Below are 15829 nucleotides of genomic sequence, written 5' to 3' on the forward strand. Positions count from 1 at the left end.
TTGCGCTTTTGACTGAAGCTGCTGACTGAAGAAAAGACTTTGGAATTTGTGGTGCCCATGGCGCGGATCGAACGCGCGACCTCTCCCTTACCAAGGGAGTGCTCTACCACTGAGCCACATGGGCATGTGTACTGCTTGGAGCGGGTGAAGGGAATCGAACCCTCGTCGTAAGCTTGGAAGGCTTCTGCTCTACCATTGAGCTACACCCGCGGCTGTCCTTTCACCACCTCACTATCTATCCCAGACTTTCAAAACTAAGGCCCTGGAGAACCAGCCACCTTCGTTGCGAAGGCCGCCCAGTTCACTAGGCCTACATTTTAAAATCCAGGCAAACATCGCCTGGATTCAGGTTTGGGTCTCTGGTGGAGGAGGTTGGATTCGAACCAACGTAGGCGCAAGGCCAACAGATTTACAGTCTGCCCCCTTTAACCACTCGGGCACCCCTCCAGCGGAGAACTTGAGATTATGAACACTTTCAAATCCGCTGTCAAACGCCTGGGACGAAAAATATTCAAAACTTTCGTTCTGCCTGCCGCGTTTCCGCGCAGAGGGGGCGAAGCTTACAAGATTCCGCGAACGGCTGCACGAAAAAGTTCGGCGTACTGGTCTGGCGTGTAGGCGACGGGGTTGGTGCCGCCCGATGGATCCTCGCTGGCCATGCGCCCTACCCGCTCGGCTTGCGCGTCGTCGATGCCGATGTCGGCCAGGGTGTGCGGGATGCCGACGGTCTCGCGCAGGCCCAGCACCCAGTCGAGCACGGCGCCGGGGCCGTCATCCGGCAGTGCCAGATAGCGCGCCAGCGCCTGCAGCCGCGGCGCCACCGCGTGCTGGTTGGCCTTGAGCACGTAGGGCATGAGGATGGCGTTGAGCATGCCATGATGGGCGTCGTACAGCGCCCCCAGCGGATGCGCCAGCGCGTGCATCGCGCCCAGGCCGCGCTGGAACGCGGTGGCGCCCATGCTGGAGGCCACCAGCATCTGCTGGCGCGCCTGCAGGTCGGCGCCATCGGCCACGGCCCGCGGCAGGTATTCCTTGATCATGCGCATGCCTTCCAGCGCGATGCCGGCGGCCATCGGATGGAAGAACGGCGAACAGTAGGCTTCGAGGTTGTGCGACAGCGCGTCCATGCCGGTCGCGGCGGTGATGCGCGGCGGCAGGCCGACGGTGAGCTCGGGGTCGAGGATGACGATGGCGGGCAGCATGCGCGCGTGGAAGATGATGCGCTTGACCTGCGCCGCCTCGTCGGTGATGACGGAGGCGCGCCCCACTTCCGAGCCCGTGCCCGCGGTGGTTGGCACCGCGACGACTGGCGCCATGCCGGCCACGTTCACGCGCAGGTAGTTGTCGCCCACGTCTTCGAAGTCCCACAGCGGACGCTTCTGGCCGGCCATCAACGCGATGGCCTTGGCCGCGTCCAGCGCCGAGCCGCCGCCGAACGCGATGACGCCATCGTGGCGGCCTTCGCGATAGCGCGCCACGCCGTCGTCCACGTTCCTGCCGGTGGGGTTGCCCTTCACTTCGTGGAACAGGCCGCATTCGAGTCCGGCCTGGCGGCAGCCGCGCACCGCATCGGCGATCATGGGCAGCGCGGCCAGGCCGGGATCGGTGACCAACAAGGGGCGCGCCATGCCGAGTTCGCGGCACCAGTCGGGCAACTCCTTGATGCGGCCGGGGCCCGCCTTGATGGCGGTGGGATAGTTCCAGTTGACGCTGGGGACGGTCATGTCGGCTCCTGGTCGCGCGCTCAGGCGTTGCGGCGCAGATGGAAGGATTTGGCTTGGGTGAGCTGTTCGTAGCCGACGCGCGACAGCGAAACGCCGCGGCCGGTTTGCTTGACGCCGGTCCACGCCAGCGCGGGATCGAGGTAGTCGCAGCGGTTCATGAAGACGGTGCCCGTGCGCAACTGGCGGCCGAGATGCAATGCGGCCTCTTCATCCTGCGTGAGGATGGCGGCGGTCAGGCCGTAGGGGCTGTCGTTCATCAAAGCGACGGCCTCTTCGTCGCTGTCGACCGGCATCACGCCGACCACGGGGCCGAAGCATTCATCGTTCATCACGCGCATGCGGTGATCCACCTGCGTCAGCAGTGCCGGCGCCACGTACGGCGTGCCGGCGCGCGCGGCGACGAAACGCGTGGCATCGACCAGGTTGCGGGCGCCGCGCGATTCGGCTTCGGCGATCACTTCGCGCACCTCGTCGGCCGCGCGCGTGCGCACCACCGGGCCGAGCGTGGTGTCTGGCTGCAAGGGGTCGCCCAGCACGTATTCGCCGGTCAGCGCCGCGGCGCGGTCGATGAAATCCTGGTAGCGGTCGCGCGCCACGTAGATGCGCTGAATGCCGCAGCAGGACTGGCCGGAATTGAAGAAGGCGCCATCCACCAGCGTCTCGACCGCGTGCGCCAGGTTGGCGTCGGCGCGCACATACGCGGGGTCGTTGCCGCCCAGCTCCAGGCCCACGCCGATGAAGCGGCCGGCGGCGGCCTGCTCCACGCTCTGGCCGCCGCGCACCGAACCGGTGAAGGAGACATAGCCGATCTCGGGCGCGCGGATCAGCCGCTGCGCGATGTCGTGGTTCGCGTGCAGGTACTGGAACACGCCATGCGGCACGCCGGCCTCGCTGAAAGCGCGGCCGATGAGCTCGGCGCACAGCGGGGTCTGGTCGGAGTGCTTGAGGATGACAGTGTTGCCGGCCATCAGCGCCGGCACGATGCTGTTCACGGCCGTCAGCAGCGGATAGTTCCAAGGCGCGATCGTCAACGCCACGCCGATCGGCTCGCGGCTGATGAAGCGCGTGAAGCCCGCGATCTCGGGCACCTGGATCGGCGCCAGCGCTTCGGCGGCGATGCCGATCATGTGGCGCGCGCGCGCCTCGAAGCCATCCACTTCGCCAGGCGTGTAGCGCGAGGGGCGGCCCATCTGGATCGTGATGGCGCGCGCGATCTCGGCCTTGCCGGCGACGAAGCGCGTCACCGCATCGGACAGGATGCGGCCGCGCTGCTCGATGCCGAGCGCGTGCCACGCGCCCTGCGCGGCCTGCGCGTCGGCCAGCGCCTGCGCGACCTGCGCCTCGCTGGCGTAGGGGCGGCGCACGACTTCGCGGCCGTCGATGGGACTGATGGTGATGAGTTCCTGCGTCATGGCGACCCTGTGCATGCGTGGTGAAAAGATGAAGCGGCGGCGTTCAGATGATCTCGAAATAGCGAGCCAATTCCCAATCGGTGACGTGACGGCGGAACTGGCGTTCTTCCCATTCGCGCGTGGCGGCATAGTGCTCGACGAAGGCATCGCCGAACAGCTCGCGCGCGGCTTCGGACTGGCGCAGGCGCTGCGCCGCTTCCCACAACGTGGTGGGCAGGTGCAGGCGGTCGGGAAACTGCTGCGTGTAGGCGTTGCCCTGCACCATTGGTTCGGGTTCCAGGCCCTGCTCGATGCCATGCAGGCCAGAGGCCAACGCGGCGGACAGCGCCAGATAGGGATTGGCGTCGGCCGAGCCGATGCGCACCTCGACGCGCTGCGACTTGTCGCTGCCCGGGATGAGGCGCAGCGCGGTGGTGCGGTTCTCCATGCCCCAGGTGGCGTCCAGCGGCGCCCAGTAACCCGGCACCAGGCGCGAATAGCTGTTGATGGTCTGCGCGTACAGCGCCATGAATTCGGGCAGGTAGCGTTGCACGCCGGCCATGAAGGCGGCCTGCGTCGCGCTCATGCCGTGCGGGCGCGACTCGTCGTAGAAGGCCGAGCGGCCGCTGGTGCGGTCGCGTAGCGACAGGTGGATGTGGCCGCTCTGGCCGGGATGCTCGTGCGACCACTTCGCCATGAAGGTGGCCATCAGGCCGTTCTGCTGCGCCAGCGCCTTGGTGAAGGTCTTGAAGAGGAAGGCCTTGTCGCCGGCGGCGGCGGCCTGATCGACCGCGATGGCCGCCTCCAGCACGCCGGGACCGGTCTCGGTATGCAGGCCTTCGATCGGCATGTCCATGCGCTCGCACATGTCGAGCAGCTTGCGATAGAAATCGCCCTGCACGGTGCTGCGCAGCACCGAGTAGCCGAAGTTGCCGGGGGTCCAGTTCTCCATGTCGCGGTAGTGCTTGGCGCGCACCGAGTGCGGCGTCTCGCGGAACATGAAAAACTCGTATTCGAGCGCGGCGTAGACCTCGAAGCCCATGCCGGCGGCGCGATCCAGCGTGCGATGCAGCAGGCGGCGCGGGCAGATGTCGGCCGCGGAGCCTTCGAACTCGGCCAGGAACAGCAGCATGTCCTCGCCGCCGGGCCCCTGCTCCAGCGGCAGCCGGCGGCAGGTGCTGGGCACGATGCGCAGCTTGGCATCGGGATAGGCCGTGTGCCAGCCGGTGTACTTGGTGTTGTCGTAGAGCTGGTCGTCCAGGTCCCAGCCGAACACCACGTCGCAGAAAGCCAGCCCGCCGCGCAGCGCGGCCAGGAATTTGTCGCGCCTGACGTACTTGCCCAGCATGACGCCATCGACGTCGGACAGGCCGATCTTGATATGCGAGAGCGTGCTGGCCTGGACCAGCCGCTCCGCGTCTTCCACCGTTGCTACCCCTAGTGCATGCATGGCTCGTTCACCTTGTCGTGGCTGAAGCGTTGCGTTGACGTGCGGGGTCGCGGGGCGCGGTGTTTCAGGTCACGGCCGCCCCCAGCATCCGCATCGCCTCGCGATGCAGCTGCGGCGTGGCGGCCGCGATCACGCGGCCCTGCGACGCGAGGCCTAACGGCTGCCCCGACCAATCGGTAATGACGCCGCCCGCGCCTTCGATCACGGGCATCAGCGCCAGGTAGTCATACGGCTGCAGGCCGGCCTCGACCACCAGGTCGACGTGGCCGCTGGCCAGCAGGCCATAGCTGTAGCAATCGCCGCCATAGCGGCGCATGCGCACCGAGCGCGCCAGCGCGTCGAATGCGGCCAGATCGGCGCCTTCGAAGATGTCGGGCGAGGTGGCGTAGAGAATCGCCTGGTCCAGTTCGGTGCATTGACGGGTGCGGCAGGGCTCGCCATTCAGGCGCGCGGGCGAACCGGCGGCGCCGAGCCAGCGCTCGGCCATCATGGGAATGTCGATCAGGCCCAGCACCGGGCGGCCGCGGTGCAGCAGGCCCAGCAGCGTGCCCCACAGGGGATTGCCGGAAATGAACGCGCGGGTGCCGTCGATGGGGTCGAGCGACCACACCCACTCGGCCCCGGCATGGCTGGCGCCGTATTCCTCGCCGAAGATGCCGTGATCCGGATACTGGCGGGCGATGGCTTCGCGCAGCGCTTGCTCGACCTCGCGGTCGGCGCGGGTGACGGGACTTTCATCCGCCTTGGTCTCCACCATCAGGGGGTGGCGGAACCACTGGCGCGACAGGGGCCGGACCTGGTCCGCCAGCGTCTGGGCGAACGAGGAAAACGCGGCCAATTGCTGCGCGGTGGGCAGCGGCGAAGTTTGCATGACGAGCTCCGAGGCGTAACGCGGCGCGGAAAGACCCATGCGATTCGGGTTTTTCCAGTCTAGACACGTTGCCACAAATTTGCAAATATACCTAAAAACGCAACCCGGGAAACGCAACGTTTCCTCGCGCAACCCTACCGCCCCGCCCGCAGGTCGCCGTCCGCAGAAAAGCAGCTCATCGCCGTTGCCGTGTATTCCTTTCCGGAGTCCCATCATGCAATGTAAGAAGAAGCTTGGTCTTGTGGTTGCAGTAATTTCCCTAGGTTTTGCCCAGGCCGTCCACGCCGGCGCGATCACCGTCTACACGGCGCTGGAGGAAGACGAGATTGCCGCCTACCTGAAGGCCGCCAACGCCGCCCTGCCCGACGTGAAGGTCAATGTGCTGCGCCTGTCCACCGGCGACCTGGGCGCTCGCCTGATCGCCGAGGCCGGCAATCCGCAGCAGGACGTGATCTGGGGCTTCGCGGTCAGCAACATGCTGGATCCGCGCCTGCAGAAGCTGCTGGAACCGTATGCGGCTAAGGGCATCGAAGCCCTGCCCGCGCAATACAAGGCCGCCGACAACAAATGGTTCGCCGCCACCGGCTACGTGGCCGCGTTCTGTGTCAACACCGACCGGCTCAAGTCCAGGAACCTGCCGATGCCGACCTCGTGGGAAGACCTGACCAAGCCGGTCTACAAGGGCGAGATCGTCATCCCCAGTCCGGCGGCATCCGGCACCGGTTATCTGCAGATCGTCGCGCTGCTGCAGGGCCTGGGCGCCGAGAAAGGCTGGGCGCTGCTCAAGGACCTGGACAAGAACGTGGCGCAGTACACGCCGTCGGGGTCGCGCCCCTGCAAGATGGCGCGCGCCGGCGAGTATGCGATCGGCGTGTCGTTCGCGTTCCCGGCGATGCAATCGATCGAGGAAGGCTTTCCGGTGAAGATGGTGATCCCGTCGAAATGGGTGGGCTATGAGCTGGAAGCCTCGGGCCTGATGAAGACCGCCAAGAATCCCGCGGACGCCAAGCGCTTCCTCGACTGGACGCTGTCGGCGCAGGCCGGCGGGCTGTACAGCAAGTACAAAGAGCTGGTGACGATTCCCGGCGCCGCCCCCAACAAGGCGGCCGAAGCCGCAGGCTTGCCCAAGGACCTGACCGCCGTGCTGTATCCGGTGGACTTCCAGAAATCGGCGGCGGAACGCGACGCCACCATCAAGACCTGGCAGGACACCATCAAACGCTGACGGCGCGCGCGGCCGGCGCCGCCGGCCGCCACGCCACCGCCTGGAGCGGCCATGTACCTGGATTTGCGCGGGATCCGCAAGACCTTCGACGGCGCGGTGGCGCTGGAAGGCATCGACCTGTCGGTGGGCGAACATGAATTCGTCTGCCTGCTGGGACCCAGCGGCTGCGGCAAGACGACCCTGCTGCGCATCGTCGCCGGCCTGCTGCCATTCGACAGCGGCACCATCACGCTGGGCGGACGCGACCTGTCGGCGCTGCCGGCGCGCAAGCGCGGCTTCGGCATCGTGTTCCAGTCGTATTCGCTGTTTCCCAACATGACGGTGGCCGAGAACGTCGGCTACGGGTTGCGCATCCGCGGCGAGACGCGCGAGCGCATCGACGCACGGGTGCGCGAATTGCTCGCGCTGATCAAGCTGCCGGATTATGCACAGCGTTATCCCCACCAATTGTCCGGCGGCCAGCAGCAGCGCGTGGCATTGGCGCGCGCGCTGGCGGTGGACCCCGCGCTGATCCTGCTTGATGAACCCCTGTCGGCGCTGGATGCGCGCGTGCGCACCGACATGCGCGCCGAGATCCACGATGTGCAGCGACGCCTGCGGATCCCGACCATCATGGTGACGCACGACCAGGAGGAAGCGCTCACGCTGGCCGATAAGATCGTGTGCATGAATGACGGCCGCGTCGAGCAGGTGGGATCGCCTTCCGACCTGTATCTGCGGCCGAGCACACGCTTCGTCGCCAACTTCGTCGGCCTGAGCAACCTGTTGCCGACCGACTGGGTGCGCGAGGCCATGCCGGCGTTGCTGGCGACCCGGCCGGACGGCGCCAGCGAGCGTTTCGAGGCCTGCCTGCGGCCGGAAAGCCTGCGCATCGCCGCCGACGAGCGCGGGCCGGGCCGGGTGCGCGAAATGACCTTCATGGGCAACCTGACGCGCGTGCGGGTGGACTGGCGAGGCCGCGAGTTGCTGGTCGAACAACAGGGCGCGGCGGGCCTGTCGCAGGGCGCGCCCGTGCGGCTGGACCTGGCGCCGGAACAATGCGCCTGGGTTCGCGTATGACTGCGTCCGCCACGCCGGCACGCGCGGGGGTCATGGCATGAACACGGTTCGTATCGGCGCCGCCACTTCGCCGCGGGCCAATCGCTCGTCGGCCTCCCTGGATCGACTGCTGCTATGGACCTGCGTCGGCATCCCGATGGCGGGCCTGGCGCTGTTCTTCCTGTATCCATTGGCCACCGTCGGCTGGCGCAGCCTGGTGGAAAAGGACGGCGCTATCGGCCTGGGCAATTACGCCGACGTGTTCGCCACCCGCGGCATCCTGACCGCCACCGCCAACAGCCTGACGATGAGCGCGGCCACCACCGCCGTCAGCCTGCTGCTGGGCTTTGCCATCGCTTTCGGGCTGGACCGCAGCCGCATGCGCGGAAAGGCGCTGGTGAAGCTGGCGCTGGTGCTGCCGCTGCTGGCGCCGTCGCTGGTGCAGGGGCTGGGGCTGATCTTCATCCTTGGACGCAACGGCCTGGTGCATCGCTGGACCGGGTGGGAGTTCGATATCTACGGGTTCTGGGGCCTGCTGATCTCCAACGTGTTCTACGCCCTGCCCCAGGCCGTGCTGATCCTGCAGGCGGCGCTGCGCAACACCGATGCGCGCTATTACGACGCGGCCGAGGTGATGGGCGCGTCGAGCGCGCGGCAGTTCTTCGACATCACGCTGCCCAACTGCAAGTTCGGGCTGCTGAGCGCGGCGTTCGTGGTGTTCGTCATCACCATCACCGACTTCGGCAACGCCGCGGTGATCGGCGGCAACTATCGCGTGCCGGCCACCGAGATCTACAGCCAGGTGTCGGGCCAGATGAATTTCGGCATGGGCTCGGTGGTGGGCATTTTGCTGCTGTTGCCGTCGCTGATCTCGGTGCAGATCGAACGGGTGGCCTCGCAACGCCAGTTCGGCGCCGCCTCGCCCAGCGGACTGCGCGTCACGCCGCAACCGGCGCGCGGCCGCGACCTGGCGTTCACGGCGGGCGTGCTGCTGTGCGCCAGCGCCATCGTGGTGACGGTGGGCACGGTGGTGTTCGCCAGCTTCATGCGGCTGTGGCCCTATCGCATGGAATGGACCCTGAAGCACTACGACATCACCGTCAGCGGCGGCTATGCGCCGCTGTGGACTTCGCTGTACCTGTCGCTGGCGGCCGCGGCCGGCGGCGTGCTGCTGCTGTTCTTCCTGACCTTCGGCGTATGCCGCATCCCCCGCGCGTGGGCCAAGCTGGTCTACCTGGTGTCGGTGCTGCCGGTGGGCGTGCCGGGGCTGGTATTGGGGCTGTCCTACATCTTCGCCTTCAACTCGCCTTCCACGCCGCTGTACGCGCTATACGGCAGCGCCGCACTGATCGCGCTGTGCAACTTCTACCACTATCACACGCAAGGCTTCCTGACGATGATGACCGGCATGCGCGCGGTGCCGCAGGCGCTGGAGGAAGCGGTCAGCTGCCTGGGCGGCGGCACGTTGCACATCGTGCGCGATGCGGTGCTGCCGCAGATCGCCCCAACGGTGCTGGGCGTGTTCTTTTTCCTGTTCATGCGTTCCATGGTGACGCTGTCGGCGGTGATCTTCCTGGTCACACCGTCGGTCAGTGTCGCGCCGGTTTCCGTACTGCGGCTGGACGAAGCGGGGTTCGTCTCGCAGGCCGCGGCCTATTCGACGCTTATCATGCTGGTCGTGGGTGGTTCGCTGCTGGCGATGCGCGCGTTGATCGCGTTGCCGGCGCGGCGCCGCAAATAGAGATTAGGAAGCATCCGATATGTGGCAAGAAGAGCGGTATCAGAGAATCCGCGCCCTGCTGTCTTCCCTGCAGCAGGTATCGACCGACCGTATCGTCGGCGAACTGGGGGTATCGCGGGAGACCGTCCGGCGCGATCTGCTGGAGCTGGAGGCGATGGGCGAGCTGCGCCGCGTGCATGGCGGCGCGGTGCCGGTGCACAGCGAGCCGCCGATCACGGAACGCGTGCACACCCGCGTCAAGTACAAGCGCGCCATCGCGCGCGCCGCGGCCGGCCTGGTGACGAGCGGGCAGACGCTGTTCCTGGATGCGGGCAGCACCACCAGCATGCTTGCGGACGAGCTGGCCAAGCTGAGCGGGCTGACCCTCATCACCAATTCGTTCGACGTGGCGCTCAAGGTCGGCGCCGCCGGCAGCGGGGCCAATGAACTCATCATGCTGGGCGGATCGGTGGGTGGGCCGGTGTGCGCCACCGCCGGCGACATCACCATCGCCGAGATCCACCGCTACCGCGCCGACGTGGCGTTGCTGTCACCGGTGGGCGTGGACGCCGAATGCGGCGCCACCAGCTACGACCTGCGCGAAGCCGAAGTGGCGCGCGCGATGGCCGCCAACGCCAAGCAGCGCATCCTGCTGGCCGATTTCAGCAAGATCGGCCTGTGCAGCCGGGTGTCGTACTGCGAAGTGAACCGCATCGATCACCTCATCACCAACACCAACGCGCAGAAGCAGCCCGCCTTCGCGGCCCTGAAGGCCGCGGTCGGCAAGGTTCTGGTGGCTTAGCCGCCGCTTCAATCCACCGACACGCCCGCAACCTTGACCATGTCGGCCCAGTACGTGGTGTCCTGTTGCAGGCGCTTGCCGAACGCATCGGGCGCGCTGCCGACGGGCTGGCTGCCGCCGGCCTGGATCTTGGCGATCACGTTGGGCGATTTCATGGCCTGCGCCACCGCTTGCGCCAGGTAGGCGATGCGCTCGGGCGGCGTGCCGGCCGGCGCGAACAGGCCGTACCAGTCGTCGGCCGTGATGCCGTCCATGCCGGATTGGGCAAGCGTGGGCGCGCCCTTGAAGATGCCGATGCCGTTCTCATGGCTCAGCGCAAGGATGCGCAGCTTGCCGGCCGCCACCATCGGCTCGGCCGAGGCCGGCGAAGTGATCAGCATGTCGACGGTGCCGCCCATCAGGTCGGTGATGGCGGGCGCGGCGCCGCGATACGGCACGTGCACCAGTTTCACGTTGGCCTTCTGCGACAGCAGCGCGCCCATCAGATGGCTCATGGTGCCGTTGCCGGGCGTGGCGTAGGTGATGACGCCGGGCTGCTTGCGCGCGGCGTCCAGGTAGTCGCCCAGCGACTTGTAGGCGCTTTCGCTGCGCGCCACCAGCACCAGCGGCGCCGAGGTGATCTGCGAGATCGGCACGAAGTCCTTGAGCGGATCGAAACCCACGTTCTTGTACAGGCGCGGGTTGACCGCCATGACGCTGGTCTGCGACATCACCAACGTATAGCCGTCGGGCTTGGCGCGCGACACCTGCGAAGTGCCGACGTTGCCGCCCGCGCCGGAACGGTTTTCCACCACCACGCTCTGGCCGGTGATCGCCCCGAGTTCCTGCGCGATCAGGCGCGCCACGCCATCGTTGCCGCCCCCGGGCGGGAACGGCGAGACCACGGTGATGGCCTGCTTGGGGTAGTCGGCCAGGGGCGCGGGCGCCTGGGCGTGGGCGTTCAGCCCCCACGCCAGGCAGGCCAGGGCGGCGGCGGTCTTGCAGGCATGTTGCAGCTGGTACTTGTTCATCGATATTTCCCCTTGTGATTGGCGGCCGGATGCTCGGCCGTCCATTGCATTTCGGTTCGCCATGAACCGTCCGCGCCCCGTCGGCGAAGCGCCGGGGCGTGCTGATCGGATGAAGCGTGTGGCGCGGCCACGGGGGCAGTCCGCCCCGATGGTCACCCCGCCGGGAAGCGATACGCGGCGCGTTCGCGCGCGTCGATCTGCTTGACCAGGTTGGTTTCCCAGGCGAGGTACTGACGCGCCGCGGCCTTGTTGCCGTCGTGGCGGTCGTGCACGAAAAACAGGTAATCGATGCAATCGCGGTCGGCGGGCGTGGACGGCGTGGATTCCAGCGCGATGCCCGCCGCCGACCAGCCGGCCGCCGTGCCCAGGTTGACGGCAAGGTCCCGCGCGCCGCGCGCCCGCAGGTCCGCCGCGGCCCAGGCGGCCACCGCGAGTTCCTCGGCCAGCAGCACCAACGGACGTGCCGGGTCCAGCGCCAGGCCGGCAAAGCGCGGCCGGATGGCCCATTGCGCTCCCGCGATGTGTTGGGCGCGATAGCGCATGCTGGGGCGGATGTCGATGAGTTGCGCGCCTGCGTCCAGCGCGGCGGCCAGCGCCGCGTCATCCAATACCTTGACCGGCGGTTCGGCGATCGGGGCGACAGGCGCTTGCAGGTCGGCGCCCACGCCTTCCTGCAGCACGCTCGCGTCCCAGCCCATCTGGCGCAACCAGCTGGCCACCACCGGCGCGCGCACGCCTTCGCCATCGAACACCACGATGCGCGCGCCACGCACGGCCACGTACTGGTCGGTGGCCTGGATCAACTGGCCGCCGGGCGTGTGCTGCGCGCCGCGCAACGAGCCTTGCGCGTACTCCTCGGCACTGCGCACGTCGCACAGGAAGGTGCTGCGGCCCGTGTCGGCCAGCCAGCTGCGCACCTGCGCGGCGTTCACCCACGGCACGCCATGGCGTTCGGCCAGGCCGGCCGAGCGTTGCGCCAGCGCCGGTATATCGGCCGCGGCAATGGCATCCTCATATCGACGGCTGGCGCCATGATCGAGCTTGAAATCCGCCAGGTACCAGCCCTGGGTGCCGTTCTCCAGCGCGTAGACGGGATTGGGCACGCCCAGGTTGATGAGGGTCTGCGCGCCGATGATGCTGCGGGTACGGCCGGCGCAGTTGACCACGATGGTGGTCTTCGGATCGGGCGCCAGGCCGTGCGCGCGCAGCGCGAGCTCGCCGTTGGGGCAGCAGATGCCGCCGGGGATGCTCATCTTCTGGTATTCGGCGTAGGGCCGGCCGTCGAGCACGATCAGATCGTCGCCACGACGCTGGCGCTCGGCCAGTTCGGCCGCGCTGATGCGCGGCGTGTGGAAGACTTCTTCGGCGAGCTCGCCGAAAGTCTTGCTCGGGACATTGACCCCCGCGAAAGCGGCGTAGCCATCGCGTTGCCATTGCGCGATGCCGCCTGCGAGGCGGTGGACCTGCGTGTAGCCCACGGCCCGCAAGGCCGCTGCCGCGCGCGCCGCGACGTCATCGTCATCCCCCGCGTCGTAGACCACCACGCGCGCATCGCGCCGCGGCGCCAGGCGCGCGATATCGGCCTCGAGCCGGCTGAACGGCACCGGCGCCGCATAGAACAGGTGGGACTCGCCGTATTGGCCATGCTCGCGCACGTCCAGCAGCGCAATCTCGCCGCCGTCATGCAGCCAGCCCTTGAGGGTGTGCGAGTCGATATCGGCCAGTTTCAGGTCGGAATGGGCATGCATCGTTAAATCCGCAGGGAATCGGGGGAATGGGAATTCAGGGCCGCCAGGACGGGCCGTAATTGGCCGAATGCCTGTTCGAGATCGGCGATCAGGTCGTCCGGATCCTCCAGCCCGATATGCAGGCGCAGCATGGCGCCATGCGGGGCCACGGGCAGGGATCGCGCCTTGGCCAGATTGACGGGTATCACCAGGCTCTCGAATCCGCCCCAGGATGCGCCGATGCCGAACAGGCGCAGCGCGTCGATGACGCGTTCCATGTCGGCATCGGCGATGCCGGCGGCGAACTCCAGCGTCAGCAGGCCGTTGGTGCCGGTGCACTCGCGACGCCAGACCGCGTGCGCGGGGTCGTCAGGCAGGGCCGGGCACAGCACGCGCGCCACTTCCGCCCTGCCCTGCAACCACTGCGCTACGCGCAATGCGCTGTGGGCATGTTGCGCCAGGCGCAGCGGCAGCGAACGCATGCCGCGTAGCACCAGATAGGCATCGTCGGCGCCGACGGTCTGGCCGAAATCGATGCTGGCGCGTTCCAGCGCGCGCCAGGCGCGGGCATTGGTCACGACCGCGCCCATCATCACGTCGGCGTGGCCGCCCAGGTACTTGGTGGCGGCGAGAATCGAGATGTCCGCGCCCAGCGCCAATGGCTGGCACAGCAAGCCGGACGCCCAGGTGTTGTCCACAGCCAGCCAGCAATCATGGCGTTGCGCCAACTCAGCCAGCTGCCGCAGGTCCGGCATTTCGTAGGTGAGCGAACCCGGCGACTCGGCATAGATCATGCGCGTGTTGGGACGCAGCAGCTGCGCCAGGCCGGCGCCATCCGGCGGATAGAAAGTGAATTCGATGCCCAGCCGCGACAGGTGCTCGGCGCAGAAGCGGCGCACCGGTTCGTAGACCGCATCGGTCACCAGCACGTGGTCGCCGGCGCGCAGATAGGCCAGCAACACGATGGCGATGGCGGCCTGCCCGGTGGGGTACAGCTGGGCGCGATGCCCCTGCTCCAGCTCGACCAGCGCGTCTTCCAGCGCGTGCGTGCTGTCGGTGCCGCGCGCGCCGTACGACGGCAGGCGTTCCTGTTCGCGGCGGGCGCGGGTGTCGCGCCAGGCCGCGACGCTGTCGAACACATAGGTGCTGGCACGCGTGACCGGGGTGTTGACCCAGCCGGCATGGGGACGCCCGGCGCGCAGCAGGCGCGTCGCGGACCGCAGGGGCTTGTTCATGATGGTCAGCGGCGGGTCTGCACGCCGATCGGCATGACCTTGCAGGTGCCGGCGGCCAGGTCGAAGGCCAGCCGCTCGGTCAGCGTTTCGAGGGCGCGGCCGTACATGTGCAGGTGGCGGATGACGCTATCGCCCTGGATCTCGACGGCATGGATATCGTCCGGCATCAGCGCGATGCCGGTGCCCGGCCCCACCACCACGGTCCCGGTCTTTTCCAGGCGGCCCACGCCGGGCACGGAGCCATCGTCGGTGCGGTCGTAGACGTAGTTGTATTCCACGCCTTCCACGGCGGCGATACAGGCCCAGGTGGTGTGGTTGTGCGGCACGATCTGCTTGCCGGGACGCATCACGTTCAGGTAGAGCGCGTAGCTCTTGTCGGCGTCCTCGCCGATCAGGTAGCGCGCCTGGCGTTCGCCCTCTTCCGGCGCCGGGTAGCGATCCTGGGCCCACCAGTCGGTATGACTGGCCAGGCCGATCAACTCGTCCAGCACGACCTTCAGGCTGTCGCGGTTCAGGCCCTTATTTCCTAAAGTAGTTTTAATATTTCCGATGGCGCTGTCGATGCCTTGTTGCTGGGGATGCGTGGTGCTCACAATGACTTTTCCTCTTGTTTCATGAGTTATTGCAGTCACTGTATCGCCGCGCGCGAGCGCCAACAATTTAAATTGCCTTAATATTCCATAAGCATCTCTAATACTTTCGACTCGCTGCTCCCATGCGCAATCTCGACCTGGACCTGCTGCGCACGCTGACCGCGATCGCGCGCTACGAAACGTTTTCCGAAGCGGCCAACCGGTTGCACAAGACGCAATCGGCGGTGACGCAGCAGATGCAGCGGCTGGAAGCGGCCATCGGTTTGCCGCTGTTCGAGAAACAGGGGCGCAACAAAGCCTTATCCATGCATGGACGGCGCCTGGTCGAATACGCGCGCCACATGCTGGCCATCAACGATGAAGCGCTGCGCGCGCTGCAGGATGCCCCGCTGGAAGGCGACCTGCGGCTGGGCGCGCCACTGGACGTGGCCGACACCATCCTGCCGACCCTGCTGACCCATATCGCGCGCTCGGCACCGCGCGTGAAACTGGAGATCCGCACCGATCGCAGCCCATTCCTGATGGACGCATTGCGCGCCGGAGAACTGGACCTGACCATCTCGACCCGCTTCGACCAGGAGTTCGAGGGCGTGGCGCTGCGCACCTCGCCCACGGTGTGGCTGGCCTCGGCCGACTACGTGCATGACCTCAACGCGCCGGTGCCGCTGGTGCTGGCCGACGAACCCAGCATCTTCCGCCGCCTGGCGCTGACCGCGCTGGAACAGGCGCAGGTGCGCTGGCACACCAACTACGTGGCGCCCAACCTGGTGAGCATCAAGGCCGCCTTGCGCGCAGGCCTGGGCGTGACCGCGCGCAGCGTCGAACTGCTGGCCCCGGAAATGCGGGTGCTCGGGGAAAAGGAAGGCCTGCCACCGCTACCGGACGTGACGTACTTCCTGTGGATAAGGCGAGACCTGATCAATCCGCTGACACGGCAGGTCTACGACATGCTGCGCAGCAACCTGGGATTGGCGCGCGGCGCGGATGCGCCACCCAATCCATGAGGCGGCAGGCAGCGCGGCGGCCCGAGACAGGCCGCCGTG

Annotated in this window: 13 protein-coding genes and 3 tRNA genes; 5 read left to right on the forward strand and 11 right to left on the reverse strand. The window is 67.3% G+C overall.

Annotation, left to right across the window (positions count from 1 at the left end; translation table 11 throughout):
- Window positions 1-49: 49 nt before the first annotated feature.
- From AT699_RS30520 to hisN, 7 genes are all read right to left on the reverse strand, one after another.
- Window positions 50-124 (reverse strand) — tRNA-Thr (locus AT699_RS30520).
- Between the two features lie 12 nt (window positions 125-136).
- A tRNA-Gly gene (locus AT699_RS30525) sits at window positions 137-210 on the reverse strand.
- A 150-nt stretch (window positions 211-360) separates the two neighbouring features.
- Window positions 361-447 (reverse strand) — tRNA-Tyr (locus tag AT699_RS30530).
- Window positions 448-560: 113 nt separating this feature from the next.
- Entirely contained in the window at window positions 561-1724 is a 1164-nt protein-coding gene (locus tag AT699_RS30535; protein ID WP_024070791.1) for an iron-containing alcohol dehydrogenase, read from the reverse strand.
- Window positions 1725-1744: 20 nt separating this feature from the next.
- Window positions 1745-3136 carry an aldehyde dehydrogenase family protein gene (locus AT699_RS30540; RefSeq protein ID WP_024070792.1) on the reverse strand — a complete coding sequence of 464 codons (1392 nt, stop codon included), beginning with the start codon at window positions 3134-3136 and terminating at the stop codon, window positions 1745-1747.
- A gap of 43 nt (window positions 3137-3179) precedes the next feature.
- Window positions 3180-4565: a glutamine synthetase family protein gene (locus AT699_RS30545; RefSeq protein ID WP_058207546.1), complete on the reverse strand. Its 1386-nt coding sequence runs from the start codon at window positions 4563-4565 to the stop codon at window positions 3180-3182.
- Between the two features lie 64 nt (window positions 4566-4629).
- Complete coding sequence (hisN, locus tag AT699_RS30550; protein ID WP_024070794.1) at window positions 4630-5436, reverse strand: histidinol-phosphatase; 807 nt, start codon at window positions 5434-5436, stop codon at window positions 4630-4632.
- 214 nt (window positions 5437-5650) lie between these two features.
- On the opposite strand from hisN, the gene AT699_RS30555 reads away from it, so the two are divergent.
- The 4 genes from AT699_RS30555 to AT699_RS30570 are packed head-to-tail and all read left to right on the forward strand — an operon-like array spanning window position 5651 to window position 10221.
- Window positions 5651-6661 (forward strand): ABC transporter substrate-binding protein, encoded by a 1011-nt coding sequence (locus tag AT699_RS30555; protein WP_020925801.1) that lies wholly within the window; start codon window positions 5651-5653, stop codon window positions 6659-6661.
- 51 nt (window positions 6662-6712) lie between these two features.
- A complete protein-coding gene (locus AT699_RS30560; protein ID WP_024070795.1) occupies window positions 6713-7720 on the forward strand; it encodes an ABC transporter ATP-binding protein in 1008 nt (335 codons plus the stop codon).
- A gap of 37 nt (window positions 7721-7757) precedes the next feature.
- The gene (locus AT699_RS30565; protein WP_024070796.1) at window positions 7758-9440 is read left to right on the forward strand and encodes an ABC transporter permease subunit; all 1683 of its coding nucleotides are present in this window, start codon (window positions 7758-7760) and stop codon (window positions 9438-9440) included.
- 19 nt (window positions 9441-9459) lie between these two features.
- The gene (locus AT699_RS30570; protein ID WP_006389573.1) at window positions 9460-10221 is read left to right on the forward strand and encodes a DeoR/GlpR family DNA-binding transcription regulator; all 762 of its coding nucleotides are present in this window, start codon (window positions 9460-9462) and stop codon (window positions 10219-10221) included.
- Between the two features lie 8 nt (window positions 10222-10229).
- On the opposite strand, the gene AT699_RS30575 is transcribed toward AT699_RS30570, so the two are convergent.
- From AT699_RS30575 to AT699_RS30590, 4 genes are all read right to left on the reverse strand, one after another.
- Window positions 10230-11231, reverse strand: a complete 1002-nt coding sequence (locus AT699_RS30575) for a Bug family tripartite tricarboxylate transporter substrate binding protein (protein ID WP_024070797.1) — start codon at window positions 11229-11231, stop codon at window positions 10230-10232.
- A gap of 152 nt (window positions 11232-11383) precedes the next feature.
- Window positions 11384-12979 (reverse strand): rhodanese-like domain-containing protein, encoded by a 1596-nt coding sequence (locus AT699_RS30580; RefSeq protein WP_024070798.1) that lies wholly within the window; start codon window positions 12977-12979, stop codon window positions 11384-11386.
- A 2-nt stretch (window positions 12980-12981) separates the two neighbouring features.
- The gene (gene metC, locus AT699_RS30585) at window positions 12982-14193 is read right to left on the reverse strand and encodes a cystathionine beta-lyase (protein WP_024070799.1); all 1212 of its coding nucleotides are present in this window, start codon (window positions 14191-14193) and stop codon (window positions 12982-12984) included.
- A 5-nt stretch (window positions 14194-14198) separates the two neighbouring features.
- Entirely contained in the window at window positions 14199-14786 is a 588-nt protein-coding gene (locus tag AT699_RS30590; protein WP_024070800.1) for a cysteine dioxygenase family protein, read from the reverse strand.
- Between the two features lie 122 nt (window positions 14787-14908).
- On the opposite strand from AT699_RS30590, the gene AT699_RS30595 reads away from it, so the two are divergent.
- Entirely contained in the window at window positions 14909-15790 is an 882-nt protein-coding gene (locus AT699_RS30595) for a LysR substrate-binding domain-containing protein (RefSeq protein ID WP_024070801.1), read from the forward strand.
- Window positions 15791-15829 lie beyond the last annotated feature (39 nt).

The sequence above is a fragment of the Achromobacter xylosoxidans genome, assembly GCF_001457475.1.
GTDB classification, from domain to species: domain Bacteria; phylum Pseudomonadota; class Gammaproteobacteria; order Burkholderiales; family Burkholderiaceae_B; genus Achromobacter; species Achromobacter xylosoxidans.